The sequence below is a fragment of the Thermobacillus sp. ZCTH02-B1 genome, from assembly GCF_002159085.1.
Classification (GTDB): domain Bacteria; phylum Bacillota; class Bacilli; order Paenibacillales; family Paenibacillaceae; genus Thermobacillus.
Genome location: NZ_LZRU01000009.1, coordinates 251,657 through 269,896 on the forward strand (window position 1 = coordinate 251,657; position 18,240 = coordinate 269,896).

The following is an 18,240-nucleotide window of genomic DNA, read 5'->3' on the forward strand; positions in this document are numbered from 1 at the left end:
AACCGGATCCGGTATGCGGGCGGCATGGCGGTTTTAAGGGATGGACGCGTGCTCTTCCCTGCCGATGAAGGCCGCCGGCCGGTTCGCGTCGTCCGCCAGCACGACGCGCGGGCGGTAAGTCCGCGCTTCCTCCTCGGTCATGAGCGCGTACGAGATGATGATGACCCTGTCCCCGGGTTGGGCATGCCGGGCGGCGGCGCCGTTCAGGCAAATGACGCCCGAACCGCGCGGGCCCGGAATCACGTACGTCTCCAGACGGGCGCCGTTGTTGATGTTCACCACCTGCACCTTCTCGTTCTCCCACAGGTCGGCGGCTTCCATCAGCTCCGCGTCGATCGTGATGCTGCCCACGTAGTTCAGGTTGGCTTCCGTTACCGTCGCGCGGTGGATCTTCGATTTCATCATGTTCCGCATCATCGCGTCCTCACTCCTTTCCGGCCGGCGTCCGAATCTCGAGCAGCCGGTTGTCGATGAGCCGCGTGCGGCCGAACCGGACGGCCAGCGCCGCGATGAACCGGCTGCCCGGCGGCATCGCGTCGAACGGCCTCTCCTCCGGAAGCCGGAGGTCCGGCCAGGTCAGCACTTCCGCATAGTCCGTCACGGCGAGCGGCGCCCGCCGGATCGATTCGCGCATCGCCTCGGCCAGCTTCCCGGGCGTCATGCCGGGTTCGAGGAATTTCTCCTCCGCCAGCTGCAGCGTCTCGTACAGGATGACGGCCTGGCGGCGTTCCTCCGCGTTCAGATAGACGTTCCGCGAGCTCATCGCGAGCCCGTCCGGCTCGCGGACCGTCTCGCACGGCACGATGCGGACGGGGAAGTTCAGATCCTCGACCATCCGCTCGATGACCGCGACCTGCTGCGCGTCCTTCATGCCGAAGTAGGCGTGGTCCGGCATGACGATGTGGAGCAGCTTCGCGACGACGGTGCCGACGCCGTCGAAATGCCCGGGCCTCGAAGCGCCGCACAGCCGTTCGGTCAGTCCGGAGATGACGACGCGCGTCGCCGTCGGCCGCGGATACATCTCGTCCACGGAGGGCATGAATAGGAGGTCGCAGCCCGCCGCCTCCGCCACCCTCCGGTCCCGTCCGGGATCGCGCGGATACCGGTCAAAATCCTCGTTCGGTCCGAACTGCAGCGGGTTGACGAAGACGCTGACGACGGTCAACCCGTTCTCCGCCGCCGAGCGGCGGATCAGGCTCGCATGCCCTTCGTGCAGATACCCCATCGTCGGCACAAATCCGACCGTGCCGCCGGGATGCGCCCGGCGCCAATCGGCAACGGCGGCGCGGAGCTCGGCGATCGACTCAATCGTCCGCATCCCGCTTCGCCTCCCCGCCTCCGTACGGCTGCGCGGCCGGCTCCGGCTCGCCCTCGAAGCTGTGCTCGGGCCCCGGGAACGCCCTCGCCTTCACGTCGCGCACGTAAGCGGCGATCGCTTCGCGGATGACGGTGCCGACATCGGCGTAGGTTTTCACGAATCGCTTGCTCCGATACGGCGACGCGTACCGGATCATGTCGTGGAAGACGAGCACCTGGCCGTCGCAGCCCGCGCCGGCGCCGATGCCGATCGTCGGAATGCCGAGCGACTTCGTGACGGCTTCCGCCGCGTCGTTCGTCATGAGTTCGAGCACGACGGCGAACGCGCCGGCCTGTTCGAGCGCCTTCGCATCGTCGACGAGCCGGCGGATGTCCTCCTCCCGGCGGCCCTGCACCCGGTAGCCGCCGACCTGATGGACCGACTGCGGCTGAAGCCCGATGTGGCCCATGACCGGAATGCCGGCCGCCGTCAGGGCGGCCACCTCGTGCGCGATGTCCGCGCCCCCTTCCAGCTTGACCGCCTGCGCGCCGGTCTCCTGCATCAGTCTGCCCGCGTTGCGGAGCGTCGACTCTGGTCCGAGCCGGTAGGTCAGAAACGGCATGTCAACCACGACGAAGGTATCGGGAGCGCCGCGCCGGACGGCGCGGGCGTGATGGATCATGTCGTCCAGCGTGACGGGCAGCGTCGTGTCGTAGCCGAGCACGACATTGCCGAGCGAATCGCCGACGAGGATGGCGTCCACGCCCGCCTCCTGGGCCAGCCTGGCCGACGGGTAGTCGTACGCGGTCACCATCGAAATCGGGATGCCGTCACGCTTCATTTTTCGCCATTTCGTCACGGTAAGTGCCTGCATGACGCGAGGTCCCTCCCTGTTCCGCCGAACGTTCCGCCTTCGCGGCGCCTTGAGGTCCGGAAAAAGCAAAAAATCCTCCGGCGTCGAAGCCGCAGGCCAATCCGGAGACAGCGGGAAACATTACGGCCGCGCGTGCCTCCTTCTGTCCCGGGCCTGACGGCTCAGAGCAGCATGCGCCAACCCGGATGAACGTTCCGCGTCCGTCTGCATGATGCGTGGAGAAACAAGTCGATGCCGAGTGCGATTCGCGAAAGCGATACCGCCTCTTGCCGACAGTATAGCATGACGGGCCCCGAAAGGAAAGCGGCGGACGTTCCCGGCGCCGGTCCCCCCCATGGCCTCATGATCCTCATGAGACGAACTCCGCCGAGAAAATCTCGCGCTCCGACCCGTCCGCCGTCCGGACGCGCAGCGCGCCGTGCGCCGTCAGCCCCAGCGCGACACCCTCCACCATCCCGTCGGGCGTCTTCAGCACCGCCGGCCTTCCGAGCGTCACGCTGTACGCCTCCCAGAGCAGCCGGATCGGCCCGAACCCGTCCCTGCGGTAAATGCCGTACAGTTCCTCGAGGGATTCGAGGAACAGCGCCGCCGTCTCCGTCCGGTCGAAGGACCGGCCGGCGGCCATCCGGAGCGAGACGGCCTTGTCCTTCAGCTCGGGCGGGTAGTCGTCCGGTTCAAGGTTGACGCTGACGCCGACGCCGGCGATCACATGGCGCAGCCGCTCCTCCTCCGCACTCGATTCGAGCAGGATGCCGCTGATCTTCCTGCCGCCCACGAGCAGATCGTTCGGCCACTTGATGCCGATGTCGAGCCCGGTCTGCCGGCGCAGCGAGCGGCAAAGCGCGGCGGCGACGAGCAGCGTGAGCTGCGGCGTGCAGAGGACCGGCACGTCCGGCCGCAGCACGAGGCTCATCCAGAGGCCCTTGCCCTTCGGCGACAGCCAGCTTCTCCCCATCCGGCCGCGTCCGCTCGTCTGGAGCTCGGCGATGACGAGCGTCCCCTCGGGCGCCCCTTCCTCGGCCAGCCGCTTCGCGATATCCTGCGTCGAGCCGACCTCGTCGAACAGGTGCAGCGTCCGGCCGAACGACGTCGTGCGCAGGCGAGACAGAAGCCCCGCCGCGGTCAGCCGGTCGGGCGATCCGGCCAGCCGGTAGCCGCGGTTGCGGCACGCCTCGATCGTGTAGCCCTCTTCCATGAGCCGCCGGATCTGCTTCCAGACCGCCGTCCGGCTCACGCCGAGCAGGCGGCTCGCCTCCTCTCCCGAGACGAACGCCCCTTCGCGTTCGGCGAGCATCTTCAGCAGTTGTTCCTTCATGTTCCGTCCTTTCCGTCCCGTTCGTCTTCCGCAAGTTCCAGCGCCCGCTCCAGCAGCGCCCGGCGTTCGTTCGGCAGGCGGCCGGCGGCGGTTTCCCGGAGCAGGCGGTCCATCGTCCGCCGGATCCAGGGACCCGGTCTGCGGCCCGCCGCCGCGGCGAGGGTGCGCCCGTCGAGTTCGAGCTCCGCCGCCGTGAATGCGGGCATCGCTTCCAGCCAGTCCGCCCACCGCCCGATCGTATCCGGCGGAACGGGGCTCAGGGCGGGAAAGGCCCGCATGACGGCCAGCCAGTCCTCCGACGCCTTGCGTCCGTGCCTGAGCGCCAGCTCCGCCCAAGCCTCGCGCGAATCGGGCATGCCGGAAGCCTCCGCGTGCAGATCGAGCGGCCCGAAGATGCCGTCCAGCCGCCGCTTGCCGTACGCGAAGCCCGACATCCAGCGCTTCGCGCTGTCGCGCGGCACGTTCGAAGCCGCCCAGAGCGCGATCCAGCGCCGATCGCCGGCTTCCAGCGCGCCGAGCCGCATGCCGTCCGCGCACGCCGGCTCGCCGGGCGCCTCGAGCGGCGCCTTCGTCTCCCGCCAGAGCCCGGAGCGGACGAACAGCCGGACCGCCCGGTCCGGATCGGAGCCGAGCACCATCTTGTCCAGCTCGGCGCCGATGCGCTCCGTCGCGATGTGGCGCAGCAGGCCGGCGTTCCGCCTGAGCGCGCGCCAGGTCGAAGGCGCCAGGCGGAATCCCAGCTCGGCCGCGAACCGGACGGCCCGCACCATGCGGAGCGCGTCCTCGCGGAACCGTTCGTCCGGGTCGCCGACGCAGCGGATGACGCCGCGCTCGAGATCCGCGCGTCCGCCGAACGGGTCCATCAGCCGCCCTTCCGCGTCCATCGCCATCGCGTTGACCGTGAAATCGCGCCGGCCGAGATCGTCGCGGATGTCGTCGACGAACGCGACTTCGGCCGGCCTGCGGAAGTCTTCGTACGCCGATTCCGTACGGAAGGTCGTCACCTCGTACGCGCGGCCGTCCAGGAACACGGTCACCGTGCCGTGCCGGATGCCGGTCGGCGCATGCTTCGGGAAGAGCGCCATCACCGCCTCGGGCCGCGCGGACGTCGCGATGTCCACATCGCCGACCGGCCGGCCGAGCAGCGCATCACGGACGCAGCCGCCGACGAACCAGGCCTGGTATCCGGCCTCGGCGAGCCGCCGGAGCACCGGCAGCGCTTCCTTCAGCTTCGCTTCCATGCCGCAGCACCCCCTCCCGGAACGCCGTGCCCGCTTACCCGCGCTCCGCCACCGGAGCCCCGGCTTCGATGCCGAGCACGCGGTAATAAATGCGCTCGTATTCGGCGGTGATCCGGTCGCTGTCGAAGACCGTGCGGGCGCGCTCCAGGCACGCCGCCCGGAACCGGGCGTACAGTTCCCCGTCCTCCAGCAGCCGGATCGCGTATCCGGCCATTGCCTCCGTATCGCCGACCGGTGCCAGGAAGCCGGTCGTTCCGTGCGCGACGAGCTCCGGTATGCCGCCGGCCGACGAGCCGACCGTCGGCACGCCGCATGCCATCGCCTCCAGCGCGACGAGGCCGAAGCTCTCCTTCTCCGACGGCAGGAGCAGGAGATCCGCGACGGAGATGACCTGCGCCACGTCGTCCTGCTTGCCGAGGAACGTGACGCGGTCCGAAAGGCCCGTCGATTCGACCTGCCATTGCACCTTCGACAGCTCCGGCCCTTCGCCGACCAGCAGCAGGCGCGACGGAATCTTCGCGTTCACGCGCGCGAAGATGTCGATGACGTCGCCGACCCTTTTCACCGGCCGGAAATTCGAAATGTGCATCAGCACCTTCTCGCCGGGAGACGCGTATTCGGCGCGGAGCGCAGCGCACTCCCGGGGATAATACACGCGCCTGTCGACGAAGTTGTACGTCAGCTCGATCGGCGTCTCGATGTCGAGACGTTCCCGGGTTTCCCGGATCAGATCGCGCGAGACGGCCGTCACCGCATCGCTCTGATGGATCGCAAGCCGGATCAGGTCGCGCAGCGACGCGTCCTGGGCGAGCACCGTGATGTCGGTGCCGTGCAGCGTCGTCACCGTCTTGATGGCGCCGCCGAGCATCTGCTTCGCGAGATACGCGCAGATTGCGTGCGGCACGGCATAGTGGACATGCAGCAGATCGAGCTTCTGCATCCGCGCGACCTGCGCCATCTTGCTGGCCAGCGACAGGTCGTACGGCGGATAACGGAAGACATAGTAGTTGTTCACTTCGACTTCGTGATAATAAATGTTCCGCTGGAACTTGCCGAGGCGGAACGGAACGCTGTGCGTGATGAAATGGATCTCGTGCCCCTTCTCGGCGAGCAGCTTGCCGAGCTCGGTCGCGACGACGCCGGAGCCGCCAAGCGTCGGATAACAGGTGATGCCGATCCTGAGCGGTCTTGCCATGGATGCTCCTCCTCTCGCCCGGGGCGTCAGAACAGCTTCACTTCGAACGGACGCTTCGCCGCGAAGCCTTCGGCGTAATCCCAGCCGCGCTGGCCCCCGAGCAGCCGGTCGCGGGCTTCCACGCGCTCGACATAGCGGTTGTTGAGCGGCGTCGCCACCGCGTCCGGCCCCGGCTCGAACTGCGAGCGGTAGGCCGACAGCGCGCGGCGCTTCGCCTCGTACCATTCCGAGACGTTGACGACCAGGCCGACATCCGCGACGTCATTGATATAGTAGTAAAAAATCTGCTCCACCTCGACCGGCTCCAGCTCGGGCAGGTATCGGCGCAGCTTCGCGCTGAAGACCGCCTCCTCGACGATCCGGCTTGCGGCGTTGTGATCGGGATGGCGGTCGTTCCAGTACGGCGCGAACACGATCCGGGGACGGAGCCTGCGGATTTCGCGGACGACGGCCGCGATCTGCTCCGGCGATCCCGTAAGGCCCCGGTCGGGCAGGCCGAGACAGGAGCGATGGGCCAGTCCCATCGCCTTCGCGGCTTCCGCCGCTTCCCGCTGCCGAAGCTCGACGGTTCCGTTCGACGACATCTCCGCGAAGGTCAGATCGCAGACGCCGAACCGGACGCCGGCCTGCACGTGCTTGGCGATCGTCGCGGCCATGCCGATCTCGACGTCGTCCGGATGGGCGCCGAACGCCAGCATGTCGACCCGTTCGGTCATGGACGCCAGTCCTCCGGCTTGTACTTGTGGACGAGCTCCCGCCACGCGAATTCACCGCGTTCGAGCGCCCTGACGAGCAGCTCGGCCGTCGCGATGTTCGTCGCGACCGGGATGCCGTACACGTCGCACAGGCGCAGCAGCGCGTTGATGTCCGGCTCGTGCGGCTGCGCCATCAGCGGGTCGCGCAGGAAAATGATCAGATCCATGATGTTCTGCGCGACGAGCGCACCGATCTGCTGGTCGCCGCCGAGCGGCCCGGACATAAACCGGTGCACCTTCAGCCCCGTCTGCTCCATGATCCGCTGGCCGGTCGTGCCCGTGGCGTACAGGTCGTGGTGGCGGAACACGTGCTCATAGGCGATGACGAAATTGACCATCTCGTCCTTCTTCCGGTCGTGCGCGATGAACGCCACCTGCATCCGCGTGCTCATGGGCGTCTCTCCTCTTCCGCGCCGTCCATGAGATGCTCGAAACCGTATACGAGCCCCGTGTAGGTCATCACTTTCCGCACGGCGGTCTTGACGCCCGGCATGTATCCGGCGCGATCGTATGAATCATGACGGATGCGCAGCGTCTGCCCGAAGGCGCCGAAGATCACTTCCTGCTGCGCGAAAATGCCGGGCAGCCGCACGCTGTGGATGCGAAAGCCGTTGTAGTACCCGCCGCGCGCGCCCTCCAGCTTCTCTTCCTCGTCGGGATGACCCTGCCTCAGTTCGCCGCGCACCGCCGAGATCAGCTCCGCCGTCTTGAGCGAAGTGCCGGACGGCGCGTCGAGCTTCCGATCCCCGTGATATTCGATGATTTCGAGATGCGGGAAATATTTGGCCGCCTCCTGCGCGAACTTCATCATCAGGATGGCGCCGATCGAGAAATTGGGCGCGACCAGACCGCCGATGCCCCGGCTTCTGCACAGCTTGTCCAGCTCATCAATCTGGTCCGGCGCAAGGCCGGTCGTACCGACGACCGGCCGCACCCCGTATGTAATGGCCGTCATCGCGTTGCCGTAGGCCGACTGCGGCACCGTGAAGTCGACGAGCACGTCGACGCCGCCGCCGCGCAGCGCCTCTTCCAGATCGCCGGCGATCGTGACGCCGCAAGCGGGAAGTCCCGCCGCGACGCCCGCGTCTTGTCCGACCGTCGAGCGTCCGATGGCGGCCGCCAGTTCGAACGTCGGTTCCTCCAGCACCATCTTGACCACTTCGCGTCCCATTTTGCCGCTTGCGCCCGCGACCGCGACGCGTATCTTGTCCGTCATGCGTTCCATCTCCCATTTCCAATCCTGGATGAATATAATTATTGATGCGTTTTGCGTCCGCGCATCCGTCTGTCACGGCGGCGGTAATCGGCGAACAGCCGCTTCGCTTCGCCGTGCGCCGGATTGAGCCGGAGCGCTTCCCTGGCCGCCCGCGCGGCCTCGCCGTACCGGCCAAGCGCCCCGTACGCCGCCGCCAGGAGCAGCCAGGCTTCGTCGAGAAGCGGATCGAGCTCCAGCGCCAGCCGAAGCCCCGCGATCACGGAGTCGTAATCGGGATCGGCCGAGGCCAGTCCGCTTTTCGCCTCTTCCACGGCGATCCTCGCCCGGACCGCCGCGAGATGGTAACGGTATTCCGCCTGATCCGGCGCCAGCCGGACCGCTTCCTCCGCATGCATCAGCGCCTTCGCCCACAGGGCGCTGCGCATGCAGGTAATCGAGCATTTGTGATGATGGGCGGGATTTTCGGGCTCGGCGGCGATGGCCCGCTCGAACGCCCGGATCGCCTGCTCGTAATCGCCCGACAGAATCGAGGCGTACGCCTGTCTGACATGCTCTTCCCCGTCCACCCCAGACGCCCCCTCGCGCATCCTGATATCGATCAGCATATGCGCAAGGCGGACGCCGGGCATGGGCGGCGCCGCTATCCGGACGTCTGTTCGATGCGCGTCCAGCGGTCTTTGTCGCGCGTCGCGAACTTCGCCATCACCTTGTCGTGCGCCGCCGTCAGATCGATGCCGAGCGAATTGGCGAAGCAGATGAGAATGAACAGCAGATCCCCGAGCTCCATCTCGATCGAGCCTTCCGGCTCGTCAGGTTTCTTCGGCTTCGGCCCGTACAGATGGTTCACTTCCCGCGCCAGTTCCCCGGCTTCCTCGGTGAGCCGGGCCATCAGCGCGAGCGGGCTGAAATAGCCTTCCTTGAATTGCGAGATATAGGCGTCGACTTCGCGCTGCATGTCGGCAAGCGTTTTACCCAACACTACACACGATCCTTTCCTTGTGCGAAGGTTCTTTCCTTATGTTAGCGCAAAGGACATGGGAACACAATGCTCGCACTTCTTCGGGGTTCCGCGGGAAAGAGGTGGATGCGAATGTCGCGAACGTCGGCCGGCGGATGGCGCGTTCTCGTCCCCGTGGCGGCGGGAACGGCGATCTACGCGTTCGGCCTGCACTATTTCGTCCTTCCGAACACGCTGATGGAAGGCGGCGTCACCGGTATCGGACTGCTGCTGTACTACATCTTCGGATGGCCGCTCTCCGTCACGACGCTGCTGCTCAACGTTCCGCTCTTTCTGGCGGGCTGGCGGATGCTCGGCTGGCGGGCCATGGCGATGACGCTCTACGGAACCGCCTGCCTGATCGTCTCGCTCTGGCTGATGGAACGCGCGGTGGCCGCGGGGCTCATCGTGCCGCTCGCCGGACGGGGCGACCTGATCCTGCCCGCGCTGTACGCCGGCGTGACACTCGGGGCCGGGCTCGGCATCGTCTTCCGCTTCGGAGCGACGACCGGCGGCATGGACATCGCCGCCCGCATCCTCGTGCGGCGATACGGCTGGAGCATGGGCCAGACCATCCTCTGCATCGACGCCGCCGTGATCGGCTCCTCGCTCCTTTTCGTGCCGGTCGAACGCGTCCTTTATACGCTCGTCGTCGTGTTCATCACCTCGAAGGTGATCGATTTCGTGCAGGAAGGCGCCTACGCGGGCAAAGCGTTCATGATCATTACGGACCGTGGCGAAGCGATCGCCGAAGCCGTCACGCGCAGGCTCGACCGGAGCGCGACGATTCTCCCGGCGAGGGGCGGCTATACGAAGGCGGCGAAGGATGTCGTCTACTGCATCGTCGGCCGGTCGGAAGCCCGGGCGCTGCGGCAGCTCGTGCACGAGATCGATCCGAAGGCGTTCTTCGCGATCAGCGACGCGCACGACGTCATCGGTGAAGGATTCCGCGAACATAATTGAAGCGCCTGCGTCACGGCAGGCGCTTTACGGTGTGGATGCCCCAACGGTCATGGGCGTATTTGCGCCAGCCCGCGTAACCGAGGGCCGCGAGCAGAATCGCGGTCACCGCGGCGATCCACGCGGGCGCCGGGTCGCGGCGGGCGCTTGCCGGCATCTTCGCCGCCGGTCCGAACAGCTCTTCCGCCGCCCGTTCCATGTCGTCGAACGACCGCTCGATCAGCAGTTGATTCGCCGCGCCCCGCTCCGCCGCCCCGAGCAGCCGCTCGGCATAGCGGATCCGCTCCCTGAACCGTTCAACGGCCGGCAGCGGGCGGGCCAGCGCGGCGGCGGCCTCCAGCCGGTCCACCCGCTCCTTCATGATCCGGAGCGATGCGGCGGCCGCTGCCGCTCCTTCCTGTCCGCCCAACCCCCAGCTTCGACGAACCCGATCCAGATCCTCGCCGATCAGGCGGCCGTATGCTTGCCATAGCGAACGGCGGCCGGGCGCCAGCGCGTCGACGGCCAGCAGCAGGCGGGATGCCTCCTCCCGCCAGACGGAAGCGTCGCGTCCGCGGGCGATCGCCCTGTCGGCGGCGGCCAGGCGTTCGTCGAACCGGCTCCAGCCGGACGGCTCGCCGAGGGCGCGAAGGTCGGGCGATGCGGCCGCTTGCTTCATCTTTTGCAGACTGGCCCATGCCAATTGGCGGTTGCCTTCCACGGCCGCGAGATAGAAGCTTCGCGTCAGCATTTCCAGCCGGTCGAGGCGCTCCCCGTCCCCGTCCGATGCGTTCGCGGAAATCGGCGGCACGCCGGCGGCCAGCAGCAACGCGAACGCCAGCAGCGCTGTCAGGCGAACGGACATGGACAATCCCTCCCGCCTACAGTCTATGAGCGGATCGTCCGGATCAGAACCGCCCCGTGCCGGCCGTCACCGCCCCGGACGGAACCTATGCCCTTTCCGGCGCGCGATCGCCCGCCTCACCGCCTGTCCTGAACTGCATTGCGATCAGCGCCAGAAAATAGCTGAGCACGGACAGCGCGAAGGTGAACGCCGCGATGACCGTGAGATCGTCATCCAACACCCGCGGCAGCCACGGATGGATGCCGACGCCGTAATCCATCGCGTCGTTCAGCAGCATCCATCCGAGGGCGAGCAGCGCCGCGATTTTCCCGAAACGCATGAACCGCACATACAGCAGCCCTTCCACCGCCATCGCCGCGTGCGACGCGATCAGCATCCAGTTCTGCCAGTCGAGGGGATCACCCTGCAATCCCTGCGCGGCGTTCATGACGACCGCCCAAATGCCGTATTTCACGAGCGTCAGGACGGCAAGCGCTTCCACCGCGATCCGGAAGATCCGGTACGCGCGGCCCGAACCGTCCGGCCGGACGAGCAGGAGCAGCAGCCAGATCGTGAAGAACAGGCTCGCGGTGGGACTGTCCGGTACGAACACGATGCGCCATGCCGGATGGCGATCGAGCGTCCAGCGAAGCTGCTCTCCGTACCACACATAACCGTACGCCGTGCCGAGCCCGTTGCAGACGAACAGCAGCCAGAGTAGCCGGCGGTCCGTCAGGAACGCGCGGCTGAAGAACCATGAGAACGACATGTGCACCTCCCCTTCCCTTGCTCCGCCTCACGCACGCTCCGTTTTGTCGACAAATACAAAACCTGACCGCCGGATGGCGATCAGGTTCACCGGTTGTTCCGCGGCCTGAGGGTCGGCCGGCCGCGGATGTGCGCACATGCTTCTATTCGGTCGCCGCTTTCTGCTTCGCGAGCCATTCCGCGATCTGGTCGATCTCTTCGGCGCTGAGCCGATCGCCGAACGCGGGCATTTGCCCCCGGCCGTTCGTCACGATGTCGGCCAGCTCTTCCTTCGAGAACTTGTCGCCCACGCCGGCCAGCGCCGGGACGGGGCCGTTGCCCTGATAGTCCGAACCGTGGCAGGCGAGGCAGTTCGCCTGAATCACCGACGTGATCGGATCGTTCGCGTCGACAATGGCGATCTGCTTCTCTTCGGCGCCGCCCGGTTTCTGCGGGCTTTCTCCGCGCTCGGCCGCACGGCGGGCCTCCTGTTCGCGCTGGATATGCTCCGGAACGATGCCCATTTCTTCCAGCTGATCCTGATAGTGATCCCATGCGACATAGGTCAGATAGACGCAGGAGATGATCGCCAGGAACATCAGCGTCGAAGCGATCGGCCGCTTGTAGAAGCGGCGTTCCGGGCCCCGGTCGAGGAACGGCGCGCACAGCAGGGCGCCGAACATGATGAGCGGCACGCCGACCGTGCCGAGCACGACGTAATCGCCGGACACATAGGGCATTTTCAGGAACTGGTACAGGAACAGGAAGTACCAGTCCGGCATCGGGATGAACGACGTGTTGTTCGGGTCGGCCGGATAGCCGAGCGGTGCCGGATGGGATACGACCAGCACGAGAAAACCGACCAGCACGACGACGCCGACCATCCACTCTTTTAGCAGGAAGTTCGGGACAAACGCCTCCGACTTTCCTGGAAACGCCGAATAATCGGGCGGAATGTTCGGCCTTCTCCCGGACTTCTTGACCCGGGAGTCGCCGACGTATACCACTTTCTCCTTGGAATCGTTGGAGTGTTGGGCCATCGGTCTTAACTCCCTTCCATCACAGCGGTCCGGAGATGCCTTGTCTGCGAATCATGATGAAGTGCACCGCCAGAAGCGCGAGCAGAGCGCCGGGCAGGAAGAAGACGTGGATCGCGAAGAAGCGCGTCAGCGTCTGCGCCCCGACGATGTCGCCGCCCCTGAGCAGTTCGGCGATGAACGGTCCGATGTACGGCACCGATTCCGCGATCTGGATGCCGACCTGCGTCGCAAAGTACGCCTTGTTGTCCCACGGCAGCAGATAGCCCGTGAAACCGAGGCCGAGCATGACGAAGAAGATGAGCATGCCGACGACCCAGTTCATCTCGCGCGGATGCTTGTAGGCGCCGGTGAAGAAGACGCGGAGCGTGTGCAGGAACATCATGACGATGACCAGGCTCGCGCCCCAGTGATGCATGCCGCGCACGATCGCGCCGAACGCGACCTTGTGCTGCAGGTAGTCGACGCTCGCGTACGCGTTGATGATATCCGGCACGTAGTACATCGTCAGGAACATGCCGGACAGGATCTGGATGACCGTTATGAAAAACGTCAGGCCGCCGAAGCAATATACGAAAGCGGAGAAGTGATGCGCCGGGTTGACATGTTCGGGCACCTCGTGGTCCGCGACGTCTCTCCACATCGGCGTAATGTCCAGACGCTCGTCTATCCAGTTGTATATGGCTTTAAACATCGGATATTGCGCCTCCCAATCAGACTCGCGAATTCGGTTTGACCGGACCGAGGTACACCCAGCCGTCCCTCAACTCCACTTCGTATTCGTCGAGCGGCGCGGGAGCCACTTTCAGGTTTTTGCCGTCAATCGAATATTTCGCTTCGTGGCACGGGCAGAAATATTGGTTGTCGTTGTGGGTGTTCCAGTTCACGGTGCACCCGAGATGCTTGCAGATCGGCGACAGCGCGAAAATGACGCCGTTTTGGTCGCGCGCGATCCACGCGGTGCGCACCGGATCGCTCTCGTACCAGCCGTCCACCTGATGGATCTGGTATTTGAATTCCTTCGGCTCCGTCGTAATTTCGCTTTCCTGGGCCACTTTGACGAACGTGCCGCCCGTCTTCTTCTGCAGAACCGGGTCGATCGCAAAGCGGATCATTGGCAGCGCGACTCCGCCGACCATGAACGCGCCCGCACCGCCGAGTGTATACGACAAAAATTGGCGCCGGGACATCGTCTTTTTCTTCGCGGACGAATGGGACTGCTCGTGCTGCTCGCGGTTGCTCATCTCCTGCTCTACCCCCTTTGCCAGCCGAAAATGCGGGTCATGTCAGGCCGTCCACTGCCATGACGAACCAAAAACCATAACCTATAATAGCCCAGGCCCTATTGAGCGTCAAGAACGAGGCCTTGAAAATGAAAGCGCGCCAAAAATCGTTCTGAATTTTGTTGAAGATTTGTCACAATTGCCGCATCTCGACACATTTTTCCCCCGCGGGAAGCATCCTATTCCCCGGCCGGCGACGCGGCGTCCCGGCGGTTCCGCCACATCGCCTGGACGGCCTCGGACACCGATCGGGCATCCGGCGTCCCGCCGTCCGGCTCCGGCACGATCCAGAGGTCGATCGCCCCGCCGTCCGCCGCGAGCGAACGGTCGAGGGCGACGACGATGACGCGCCGGAACCCGGCCGCCTTGAGCCCCGAGGCGATCCGGCCGATCGCCTCCGCTCCGTCGGTCAGGTAATGCAGGGCGGGATAGGTGACGGTTCTTCCCCTGAACGGCGTTTCGACCAGCTCGAGCAGATCGCGCAGACGCTCGAGCGCCGCCGTCGCTTCATCCGGCGTCTCGGTTCCCTTGAGGCCGGTGACCGGCAGGATCGCGGTGTCGAAATAAAGCTGCATTTCCGCCCAGCGTTCGCTGCTGAAGTCGCTGAATTTCATCGGGATTTCGGGCCTCCGCTTCCGGTCGGTTGGTCTCCCCGGACATCTTACCATATTCGGGGGCGGGCCGGAAACCGCCGGCGGCAAACAAAACCCGCCCGTAACCGGGCGGGTTTCGGTCATATGGTCCGCAATTCTTCCGCAAGCCTCCGGAATCCGTCCGCGTCGCGGTTGTCCAGCGCCTTGTCGATCTCGGCGTAGAGCTTTTCCCTGCGATAGACGCGCAGCGCCTCGTCCAGCACCATCTCCGCGGCAAGCGAAAGCATCGCCTCGTAGGCTTTCATTTTGTCCACGGAACACACCTCCAGAAAAAGCGGTGTTGGATTCCACCGGATGGCTGTCCATCCCTGCCGACGTCTTACTCAAGCATATTCCGGCAGCGAACGCCCTGCCGCGGACGAATGCCCCGCACGGGCGCCATGTTCCGCCGCCTCTCAGATCGGGATCGGCTCGGCATCGCGGATCCTGACTCCCGCGACCAGCTTTCGTCCGGCGTTCGTCATCCGGAGCGCCGCCCGACCGCCGTCGTCCTCTCCGATCCGGATCAAACCGAGATGGAGCATCATCTTGAAGACGCGCTTGTCGAGCACGGCGTCCGGATCGTCGTAATAGAACGGCCGGACGAACGGCCGGAGCACCCCGCGCAGCGAATCGACCGTCACCCAGCGGTCCGCCAGCCGGTCGATCAGCCGGACGAGTGCGGGCAAGTTCGGGATTGCCGCGCGGTAAAGCCGGATCCAGAACCGGTACATCTCCGCCGGATCCTCCGGTTCGCGGCTCGCCAGCCGCGCGGCGCCCTCACCGGTCAGCCGGAGCTCGCCGTCCTGTTCCGCGAGATACCCTTTTGAATGGCAATAATCGTACAGCAGCGCCAGCCGGTCCGGATAATCCTTGAAGCGCCTGCCGTATCCGAACCGCCAGCTTCCCGGCGTCGGAAGCTCTTCCCGCACGGCCAGCGCCTCGAGCAGCCGGAGCAGATTCCGCTTGTACATCGCGCCTTCCCGGGTGAGCGGCACCGCATGGCGCGCCGCGTAATCGAGCAGGACGAGCACGTCTTCCGCGAGCAGTTCCTGCTCGTCCCGGTACGCGCGCGGCTCTTCCGTGTAGACGAGCCGTCTCGCGAGACGCTGCGCCAGCACGTCGCGGAACCGCCCCTTCAGATCCTCGGGCATGCGGAACAGATACCGGCTCGTGCCGTTCGTGCCGTTGAACAGCCAACCGTATTGCTTGAAGCGCGAGATCGTCTCGCGCAAGCCGGAAGCGGACGGTCCGCCGTCCCGTGCGGATTCGGCGCGCGCCTCCGCCCTGCTCCGCTTCTTCTTCGGCTTCTTCTCCGGGGCGGGCTCGGCCGGTTCCATTTCGAGCCGCACGGCCGCGACCTCCTCGGGGGTGCCGGGCTTCCGCTCCGCGTCGAACCGGCTGCTCCGCACGCGCGCGAGCAACTCCTCCAGGCTGAACGCGTCGCGGTCGTCGAAGAGCAGCGAATGGAGGAACCGCTCGTCCTCGAGCGAGAGACCGTCGAGGAGCGCCTCGAACCGGCCCTTCTCGCAGACGGCCGCCATGATCGACTGCATCAGCTCGTGCTTCGAATGCCCGTCGCACTCCAGGCGGTACGTCTCGGCGATCCGCAACAGCTGCGAAATGTCCGCGTAACCCAGCATTTCGGCCAGCAGCATGCCGTCCCCTCCGTTCTGCGGGTCTATTCCCATTATGGGAAGAAGGGGAAGAAAACAAACGTGACGCCGGGCCCGAACCGGACCGGCCGATCCGCCGGAAGGCGCGCGAGGCGAAAAAAAGAAGCCGACCCTTCGGATCCCTCCAGGGTCAGCTTCGCTTCTCCAACCGATCCAGATGCTTCGAACAGTTGTGCAGGATGACGCGCCATCCCGCGCCGTCCGATTCGAGGATGGACAGCGACATGTTGCCGATGCGCCGGTCCTCCAGGTCCTTGCACAGCGCGCGCAGCAGCACGGCGAGAACGCTGCCGTGGGATACGACGAGCAGCCGGATGCCCGGCCTTGCGGCCCGCCATTCCTCGATGAACGCAAGGCATCGCCTCCGCACTTCCTCGTCGCTCTCCTGCCCGATGTCCAGGGAGCGCCAGTCCGGTCCCCAGCGCGCCAGCCGCTCCTCTTCGGTCGTACCCTCGGCAAGTCCGAAGGAACGTTCCCGGATCCGCGGATCGGGCGGAAGCAGCGGCAGGCCGAGCTCGTCGGCCAATATCCGCGCCGTCTCCCGGGCGCGCTTCAGGTCGCTCGAGATGACGGCGTCCCAGCTTCTTCCTTCCGATTTCAGCCGGGCCGCCAAAGCGTATGCCTGCCGGACGCCGGCTTCGCTGAGCGAAATGTCGGTTTGTCCCTGAATGCGGCCGGCGGCGTTCCATTCCGTCTCGCCGTGCCGGATGAGTCCGATGATCAACGCCCAACCTCCCGGGAAAGCGGCCGTCACGTCAACTGCGCGTGCGCGAGAACCAGTTGATCGTCAGCAGCGTCATGATCATGCCGAGAATCGAAAGCGCGATCCAGTAATGGGGATACGTGGGTACGACGGTGAGCACGACGGGTCCGCTGATGCTTGCCACGGGCATATCCTGATAGAACTCGATGCTGATGGGCGCGGCGCCCTCGATCGAACTGATCGTGTCGATCATGCCGGTCAGCCTCGCGATCTGCTCGTCGGCGGCCGGCTTCTCGGGACGGCCGATCGCCATGTAGACGAATGCGCAGGTGAACATTGCGAGGAAGAAAGCCATGGCGGCCGACACGCCGCGGCGGAACGATTCGGACCAACGGTACGTCCGGTCCTTGACCGGAATCAGCCAGAAATCTTCCCGGTAAATCCGCTCCATGACGGAACGGGTGATGCTCTCGCCCGTCTCTTCCCCGGCCTCCTCGTAAGGCAGCCGGCGGAGCATCGACTCGCTTTCTTCCCAAATCCGGAATTCTTCCGCACACCGTTCGCATTCGGCCAGATGGGCCTCGAATGCCAGCCGTTCCGGATCGTCTCCGGGCAGATCCCAGACGAGAGCGAACCATTGCTGCGCCTGTTCGCAATTCATCGTGCTTTCATCTCCTCGTACTCCACGTAAGACGGATTGAAATACGGCTCCAGTTGGGATTTCACGCTGGCCCGCGCGCGGAACAGCAGCGATTTGACCGCGCTGACGGACTGACCGAGCACCGCCGCGATCTCCTGGTAATCCAGCTGGTCGTATTCGCGCAGGATCAGCGCGGAACGCTGCTTCTCCGGCAGCCGGTTGATCGCTTCGCGCACGAGGTTCATCCGCTCCTGCTGCAACAGACGCTGTTCCGGCGCCGCTTCCGGCGGCGCGAGCGGCACCAGGCCGGATTCGTCGAGCGAGACGTTGCCGCTCTTCTGCTTGCGCAGCTCGCTGAGCACCGTGTTGCGCGCGATCGTGTAGAGCCAGGTGGAGAACGATGCGTCGCCTTCGCGGAACGAATGGAGGCTGCGGTAGGCTTTGTAGAACGTCTCGGAGCACAGGTCCTCGGCCAACAGGTCGAGGCCGGCTCCCTTCAGCATATGGTGGATGAATGCCAGAATTTTGCGCTGATAGCGCCGCATCAGTTCCGAATATGCCTGGACGTTGCCGTCCTTGATTTCACGGATCAGTTGGGAGTCGGTCATGGGCAGTGCCCCTCCTTGGGCTGCGGTGATCGCCCTCCCGGATCCGCGTCAATACATTGTACCGGTCCGGAAGGCAAAAGTTGCGCCGCCCGGAAGCTTCATGCCGGGCCGCGCGTACGGGCGATGTCCCGCCGGCCGCCGCGGGAGCGTTCCCCGCCGGCGGCAACCATGAGTTTTCAATTCGAGCCGGAATGTCGAAATCCTTCCGTTTGTGCCGAATCGGAGACGATCCCCAGCATTT

General features: G+C 65.5%; 23 protein-coding genes. 1 reads left to right on the top strand and 22 read right to left on the bottom strand.

Features of this window, described 5'->3' with window-relative positions; genetic code table 11:
• Window positions 1-33 precede the first annotated feature (33 nt).
• The 11 genes from panD to A9Z00_RS02830 all read right to left on the bottom strand — a co-directional run bounded on the left by panD (window position 34) and on the right by A9Z00_RS02830 (window position 8,848).
• The gene (gene panD, locus A9Z00_RS02780; protein ID WP_296974105.1) at window positions 34-417 is read right to left on the bottom strand and encodes an aspartate 1-decarboxylase; all 384 of its coding nucleotides are present in this window, start codon (window positions 415-417) and stop codon (window positions 34-36) included.
• Window positions 418-424: 7 nt separating this feature from the next.
• Window positions 425-1,318, bottom strand: a complete 894-nt coding sequence (panC, locus tag A9Z00_RS02785) for a pantoate--beta-alanine ligase (RefSeq protein WP_296974106.1) — start codon at window positions 1,316-1,318, stop codon at window positions 425-427.
• On the bottom strand, window positions 1,305-2,171 hold the full coding sequence (panB, locus tag A9Z00_RS02790) for a 3-methyl-2-oxobutanoate hydroxymethyltransferase (RefSeq protein WP_296974107.1): 867 nt from the start codon (window positions 2,169-2,171) through the stop codon (window positions 1,305-1,307). Before panB ends, panC begins: the two co-directional genes overlap by 14 nt.
• Window positions 2,172-2,520: 349 nt before the next feature.
• On the bottom strand, window positions 2,521-3,486 hold the full coding sequence (locus A9Z00_RS02795) for a biotin--[acetyl-CoA-carboxylase] ligase (protein ID WP_296974109.1): 966 nt from the start codon (window positions 3,484-3,486) through the stop codon (window positions 2,521-2,523).
• Window positions 3,483-4,727: a CCA tRNA nucleotidyltransferase gene (locus tag A9Z00_RS02800; protein ID WP_296974112.1), complete on the bottom strand. Its 1,245-nt coding sequence runs from the start codon at window positions 4,725-4,727 to the stop codon at window positions 3,483-3,485. Before A9Z00_RS02800 ends, A9Z00_RS02795 begins: the two co-directional genes overlap by 4 nt.
• Window positions 4,728-4,761: 34 nt before the next feature.
• Window positions 4,762-5,922: an N-acetyl-alpha-D-glucosaminyl L-malate synthase BshA gene (bshA, locus tag A9Z00_RS02805; RefSeq protein ID WP_296974113.1), complete on the bottom strand. Its 1,161-nt coding sequence runs from the start codon at window positions 5,920-5,922 to the stop codon at window positions 4,762-4,764.
• A gap of 26 nt (window positions 5,923-5,948) precedes the next feature.
• Window positions 5,949-6,638: a bacillithiol biosynthesis deacetylase BshB1 gene (bshB1, locus tag A9Z00_RS02810; RefSeq protein ID WP_296974114.1), complete on the bottom strand. Its 690-nt coding sequence runs from the start codon at window positions 6,636-6,638 to the stop codon at window positions 5,949-5,951.
• Entirely contained in the window at window positions 6,635-7,057 is a 423-nt protein-coding gene (mgsA, locus tag A9Z00_RS02815; protein WP_296974726.1) for a methylglyoxal synthase, read from the bottom strand. The genes bshB1 and mgsA overlap by 4 nt, the downstream gene beginning before the upstream one ends.
• Before the next feature lie 8 nt (window positions 7,058-7,065).
• Complete coding sequence (gene dapB / locus A9Z00_RS02820; protein WP_296974116.1) at window positions 7,066-7,893, bottom strand: 4-hydroxy-tetrahydrodipicolinate reductase; 828 nt, start codon at window positions 7,891-7,893, stop codon at window positions 7,066-7,068.
• Window positions 7,894-7,931: 38 nt separating this feature from the next.
• Window positions 7,932-8,459, bottom strand: a complete 528-nt coding sequence (locus tag A9Z00_RS02825) for a tetratricopeptide repeat protein (protein ID WP_296974118.1) — start codon at window positions 8,457-8,459, stop codon at window positions 7,932-7,934.
• A 74-nt stretch (window positions 8,460-8,533) separates the two neighbouring features.
• On the bottom strand, window positions 8,534-8,848 hold the full coding sequence (locus A9Z00_RS02830; protein WP_296974729.1) for a nucleotide pyrophosphohydrolase: 315 nt from the start codon (window positions 8,846-8,848) through the stop codon (window positions 8,534-8,536).
• Between the two features lie 135 nt (window positions 8,849-8,983).
• Between A9Z00_RS02830 and A9Z00_RS02835 the strand changes: the two genes are divergently transcribed.
• Window positions 8,984-9,853, top strand: a complete 870-nt coding sequence (locus tag A9Z00_RS02835) for a YitT family protein (RefSeq protein WP_296974120.1) — start codon at window positions 8,984-8,986, stop codon at window positions 9,851-9,853.
• Between the two features lie 10 nt (window positions 9,854-9,863).
• On the opposite strand, the gene A9Z00_RS02840 is transcribed toward A9Z00_RS02835, so the two are convergent.
• The 11 genes from A9Z00_RS02840 to A9Z00_RS02890 all read right to left on the bottom strand — a co-directional run bounded on the left by A9Z00_RS02840 (window position 9,864) and on the right by A9Z00_RS02890 (window position 17,999).
• Entirely contained in the window at window positions 9,864-10,694 is an 831-nt protein-coding gene (locus A9Z00_RS02840) for a sporulation protein YpjB (protein WP_296974123.1), read from the bottom strand.
• A gap of 85 nt (window positions 10,695-10,779) precedes the next feature.
• A complete protein-coding gene (locus A9Z00_RS02845) occupies window positions 10,780-11,442 on the bottom strand; it encodes a DUF1405 domain-containing protein (protein ID WP_296974124.1) in 663 nt (220 codons plus the stop codon).
• Between the two features lie 142 nt (window positions 11,443-11,584).
• Window positions 11,585-12,460 carry a menaquinol-cytochrome c reductase cytochrome b/c subunit gene (locus A9Z00_RS02850; protein WP_296974126.1) on the bottom strand — a complete coding sequence of 292 codons (876 nt, stop codon included), beginning with the start codon at window positions 12,458-12,460 and terminating at the stop codon, window positions 11,585-11,587.
• A gap of 19 nt (window positions 12,461-12,479) precedes the next feature.
• Entirely contained in the window at window positions 12,480-13,151 is a 672-nt protein-coding gene (qcrB, locus tag A9Z00_RS02855; RefSeq protein ID WP_296974128.1) for a menaquinol-cytochrome c reductase cytochrome b subunit, read from the bottom strand.
• Between the two features lie 19 nt (window positions 13,152-13,170).
• Window positions 13,171-13,701 (bottom strand): Rieske (2Fe-2S) protein, encoded by a 531-nt coding sequence (locus tag A9Z00_RS02860; RefSeq protein ID WP_296974131.1) that lies wholly within the window; start codon window positions 13,699-13,701, stop codon window positions 13,171-13,173.
• A 218-nt stretch (window positions 13,702-13,919) separates the two neighbouring features.
• The gene (locus A9Z00_RS02865) at window positions 13,920-14,354 is read right to left on the bottom strand and encodes a DUF2487 family protein (protein WP_296974132.1); all 435 of its coding nucleotides are present in this window, start codon (window positions 14,352-14,354) and stop codon (window positions 13,920-13,922) included.
• 119 nt (window positions 14,355-14,473) lie between these two features.
• Window positions 14,474-14,647 carry an IDEAL domain-containing protein gene (locus A9Z00_RS02870; RefSeq protein ID WP_296974135.1) on the bottom strand — a complete coding sequence of 58 codons (174 nt, stop codon included), beginning with the start codon at window positions 14,645-14,647 and terminating at the stop codon, window positions 14,474-14,476.
• Window positions 14,648-14,788: 141 nt separating this feature from the next.
• Window positions 14,789-16,030, bottom strand: a complete 1,242-nt coding sequence (locus A9Z00_RS02875; RefSeq protein WP_296974137.1) for a hypothetical protein — start codon at window positions 16,028-16,030, stop codon at window positions 14,789-14,791.
• A 148-nt stretch (window positions 16,031-16,178) separates the two neighbouring features.
• A complete protein-coding gene (locus tag A9Z00_RS02880; protein ID WP_296974140.1) occupies window positions 16,179-16,772 on the bottom strand; it encodes a histidine phosphatase family protein in 594 nt (197 codons plus the stop codon).
• 31 nt (window positions 16,773-16,803) lie between these two features.
• Complete coding sequence (locus A9Z00_RS02885) at window positions 16,804-17,412, bottom strand: anti-sigma factor family protein (RefSeq protein WP_296974141.1); 609 nt, start codon at window positions 17,410-17,412, stop codon at window positions 16,804-16,806.
• Window positions 17,409-17,999, bottom strand: a complete 591-nt coding sequence (locus A9Z00_RS02890; RefSeq protein WP_296974142.1) for an RNA polymerase sigma factor — start codon at window positions 17,997-17,999, stop codon at window positions 17,409-17,411. The genes A9Z00_RS02885 and A9Z00_RS02890 overlap by 4 nt, the downstream gene beginning before the upstream one ends.
• Window positions 18,000-18,240: the final 241 nt, after the last annotated feature.

Bases quoted from the DNA above. Each gene is read 5' to 3' on its own strand.
- A9Z00_RS02850 (WP_296974126.1), bottom strand. From the start codon at position 12,460: ATGGCCCAACACTCCAACGATTCCAAGGAGAAAGTGGTATACGTCGGC.
- A9Z00_RS02800 (WP_296974112.1), bottom strand. From the start codon at position 4,727: ATGGAAGCGAAGCTGAAGGAAGCGCTGCCGGTGCTCCGGCGGCTCGCC.
- panD (WP_296974105.1), bottom strand. From the start codon at position 417: ATGATGCGGAACATGATGAAATCGAAGATCCACCGCGCGACGGTAACG.
- A9Z00_RS02835 (WP_296974120.1), top strand. From the start codon at position 8,984: ATGTCGCGAACGTCGGCCGGCGGATGGCGCGTTCTCGTCCCCGTGGCG.
- dapB (WP_296974116.1), bottom strand. From the start codon at position 7,893: ATGACGGACAAGATACGCGTCGCGGTCGCGGGCGCAAGCGGCAAAATG.
- A9Z00_RS02795 (WP_296974109.1), bottom strand. From the start codon at position 3,486: ATGAAGGAACAACTGCTGAAGATGCTCGCCGAACGCGAAGGGGCGTTC.
- A9Z00_RS02890 (WP_296974142.1), bottom strand. From the start codon at position 17,999: ATGACCGACTCCCAACTGATCCGTGAAATCAAGGACGGCAACGTCCAG.
- qcrB (WP_296974128.1), bottom strand. From the start codon at position 13,151: ATGTTTAAAGCCATATACAACTGGATAGACGAGCGTCTGGACATTACG.
- bshA (WP_296974113.1), bottom strand. From the start codon at position 5,922: ATGGCAAGACCGCTCAGGATCGGCATCACCTGTTATCCGACGCTTGGC.
- A9Z00_RS02860 (WP_296974131.1), bottom strand. From the start codon at position 13,701: ATGAGCAACCGCGAGCAGCACGAGCAGTCCCATTCGTCCGCGAAGAAA.
- panC (WP_296974106.1), bottom strand. From the start codon at position 1,318: ATGCGGACGATTGAGTCGATCGCCGAGCTCCGCGCCGCCGTTGCCGAT.
- panB (WP_296974107.1), bottom strand. From the start codon at position 2,171: ATGCAGGCACTTACCGTGACGAAATGGCGAAAAATGAAGCGTGACGGC.
- A9Z00_RS02840 (WP_296974123.1), bottom strand. From the start codon at position 10,694: ATGTCCGTTCGCCTGACAGCGCTGCTGGCGTTCGCGTTGCTGCTGGCC.
- A9Z00_RS02885 (WP_296974141.1), bottom strand. From the start codon at position 17,412: ATGAATTGCGAACAGGCGCAGCAATGGTTCGCTCTCGTCTGGGATCTG.
- mgsA (WP_296974726.1), bottom strand. From the start codon at position 7,057: ATGCAGGTGGCGTTCATCGCGCACGACCGGAAGAAGGACGAGATGGTC.
- A9Z00_RS02865 (WP_296974132.1), bottom strand. From the start codon at position 14,354: ATGAAATTCAGCGACTTCAGCAGCGAACGCTGGGCGGAAATGCAGCTT.
- A9Z00_RS02845 (WP_296974124.1), bottom strand. From the start codon at position 11,442: ATGTCGTTCTCATGGTTCTTCAGCCGCGCGTTCCTGACGGACCGCCGG.
- A9Z00_RS02830 (WP_296974729.1), bottom strand. From the start codon at position 8,848: ATGCAGCGCGAAGTCGACGCCTATATCTCGCAATTCAAGGAAGGCTAT.
- bshB1 (WP_296974114.1), bottom strand. From the start codon at position 6,638: ATGACCGAACGGGTCGACATGCTGGCGTTCGGCGCCCATCCGGACGAC.
- A9Z00_RS02875 (WP_296974137.1), bottom strand. From the start codon at position 16,030: ATGCTGCTGGCCGAAATGCTGGGTTACGCGGACATTTCGCAGCTGTTG.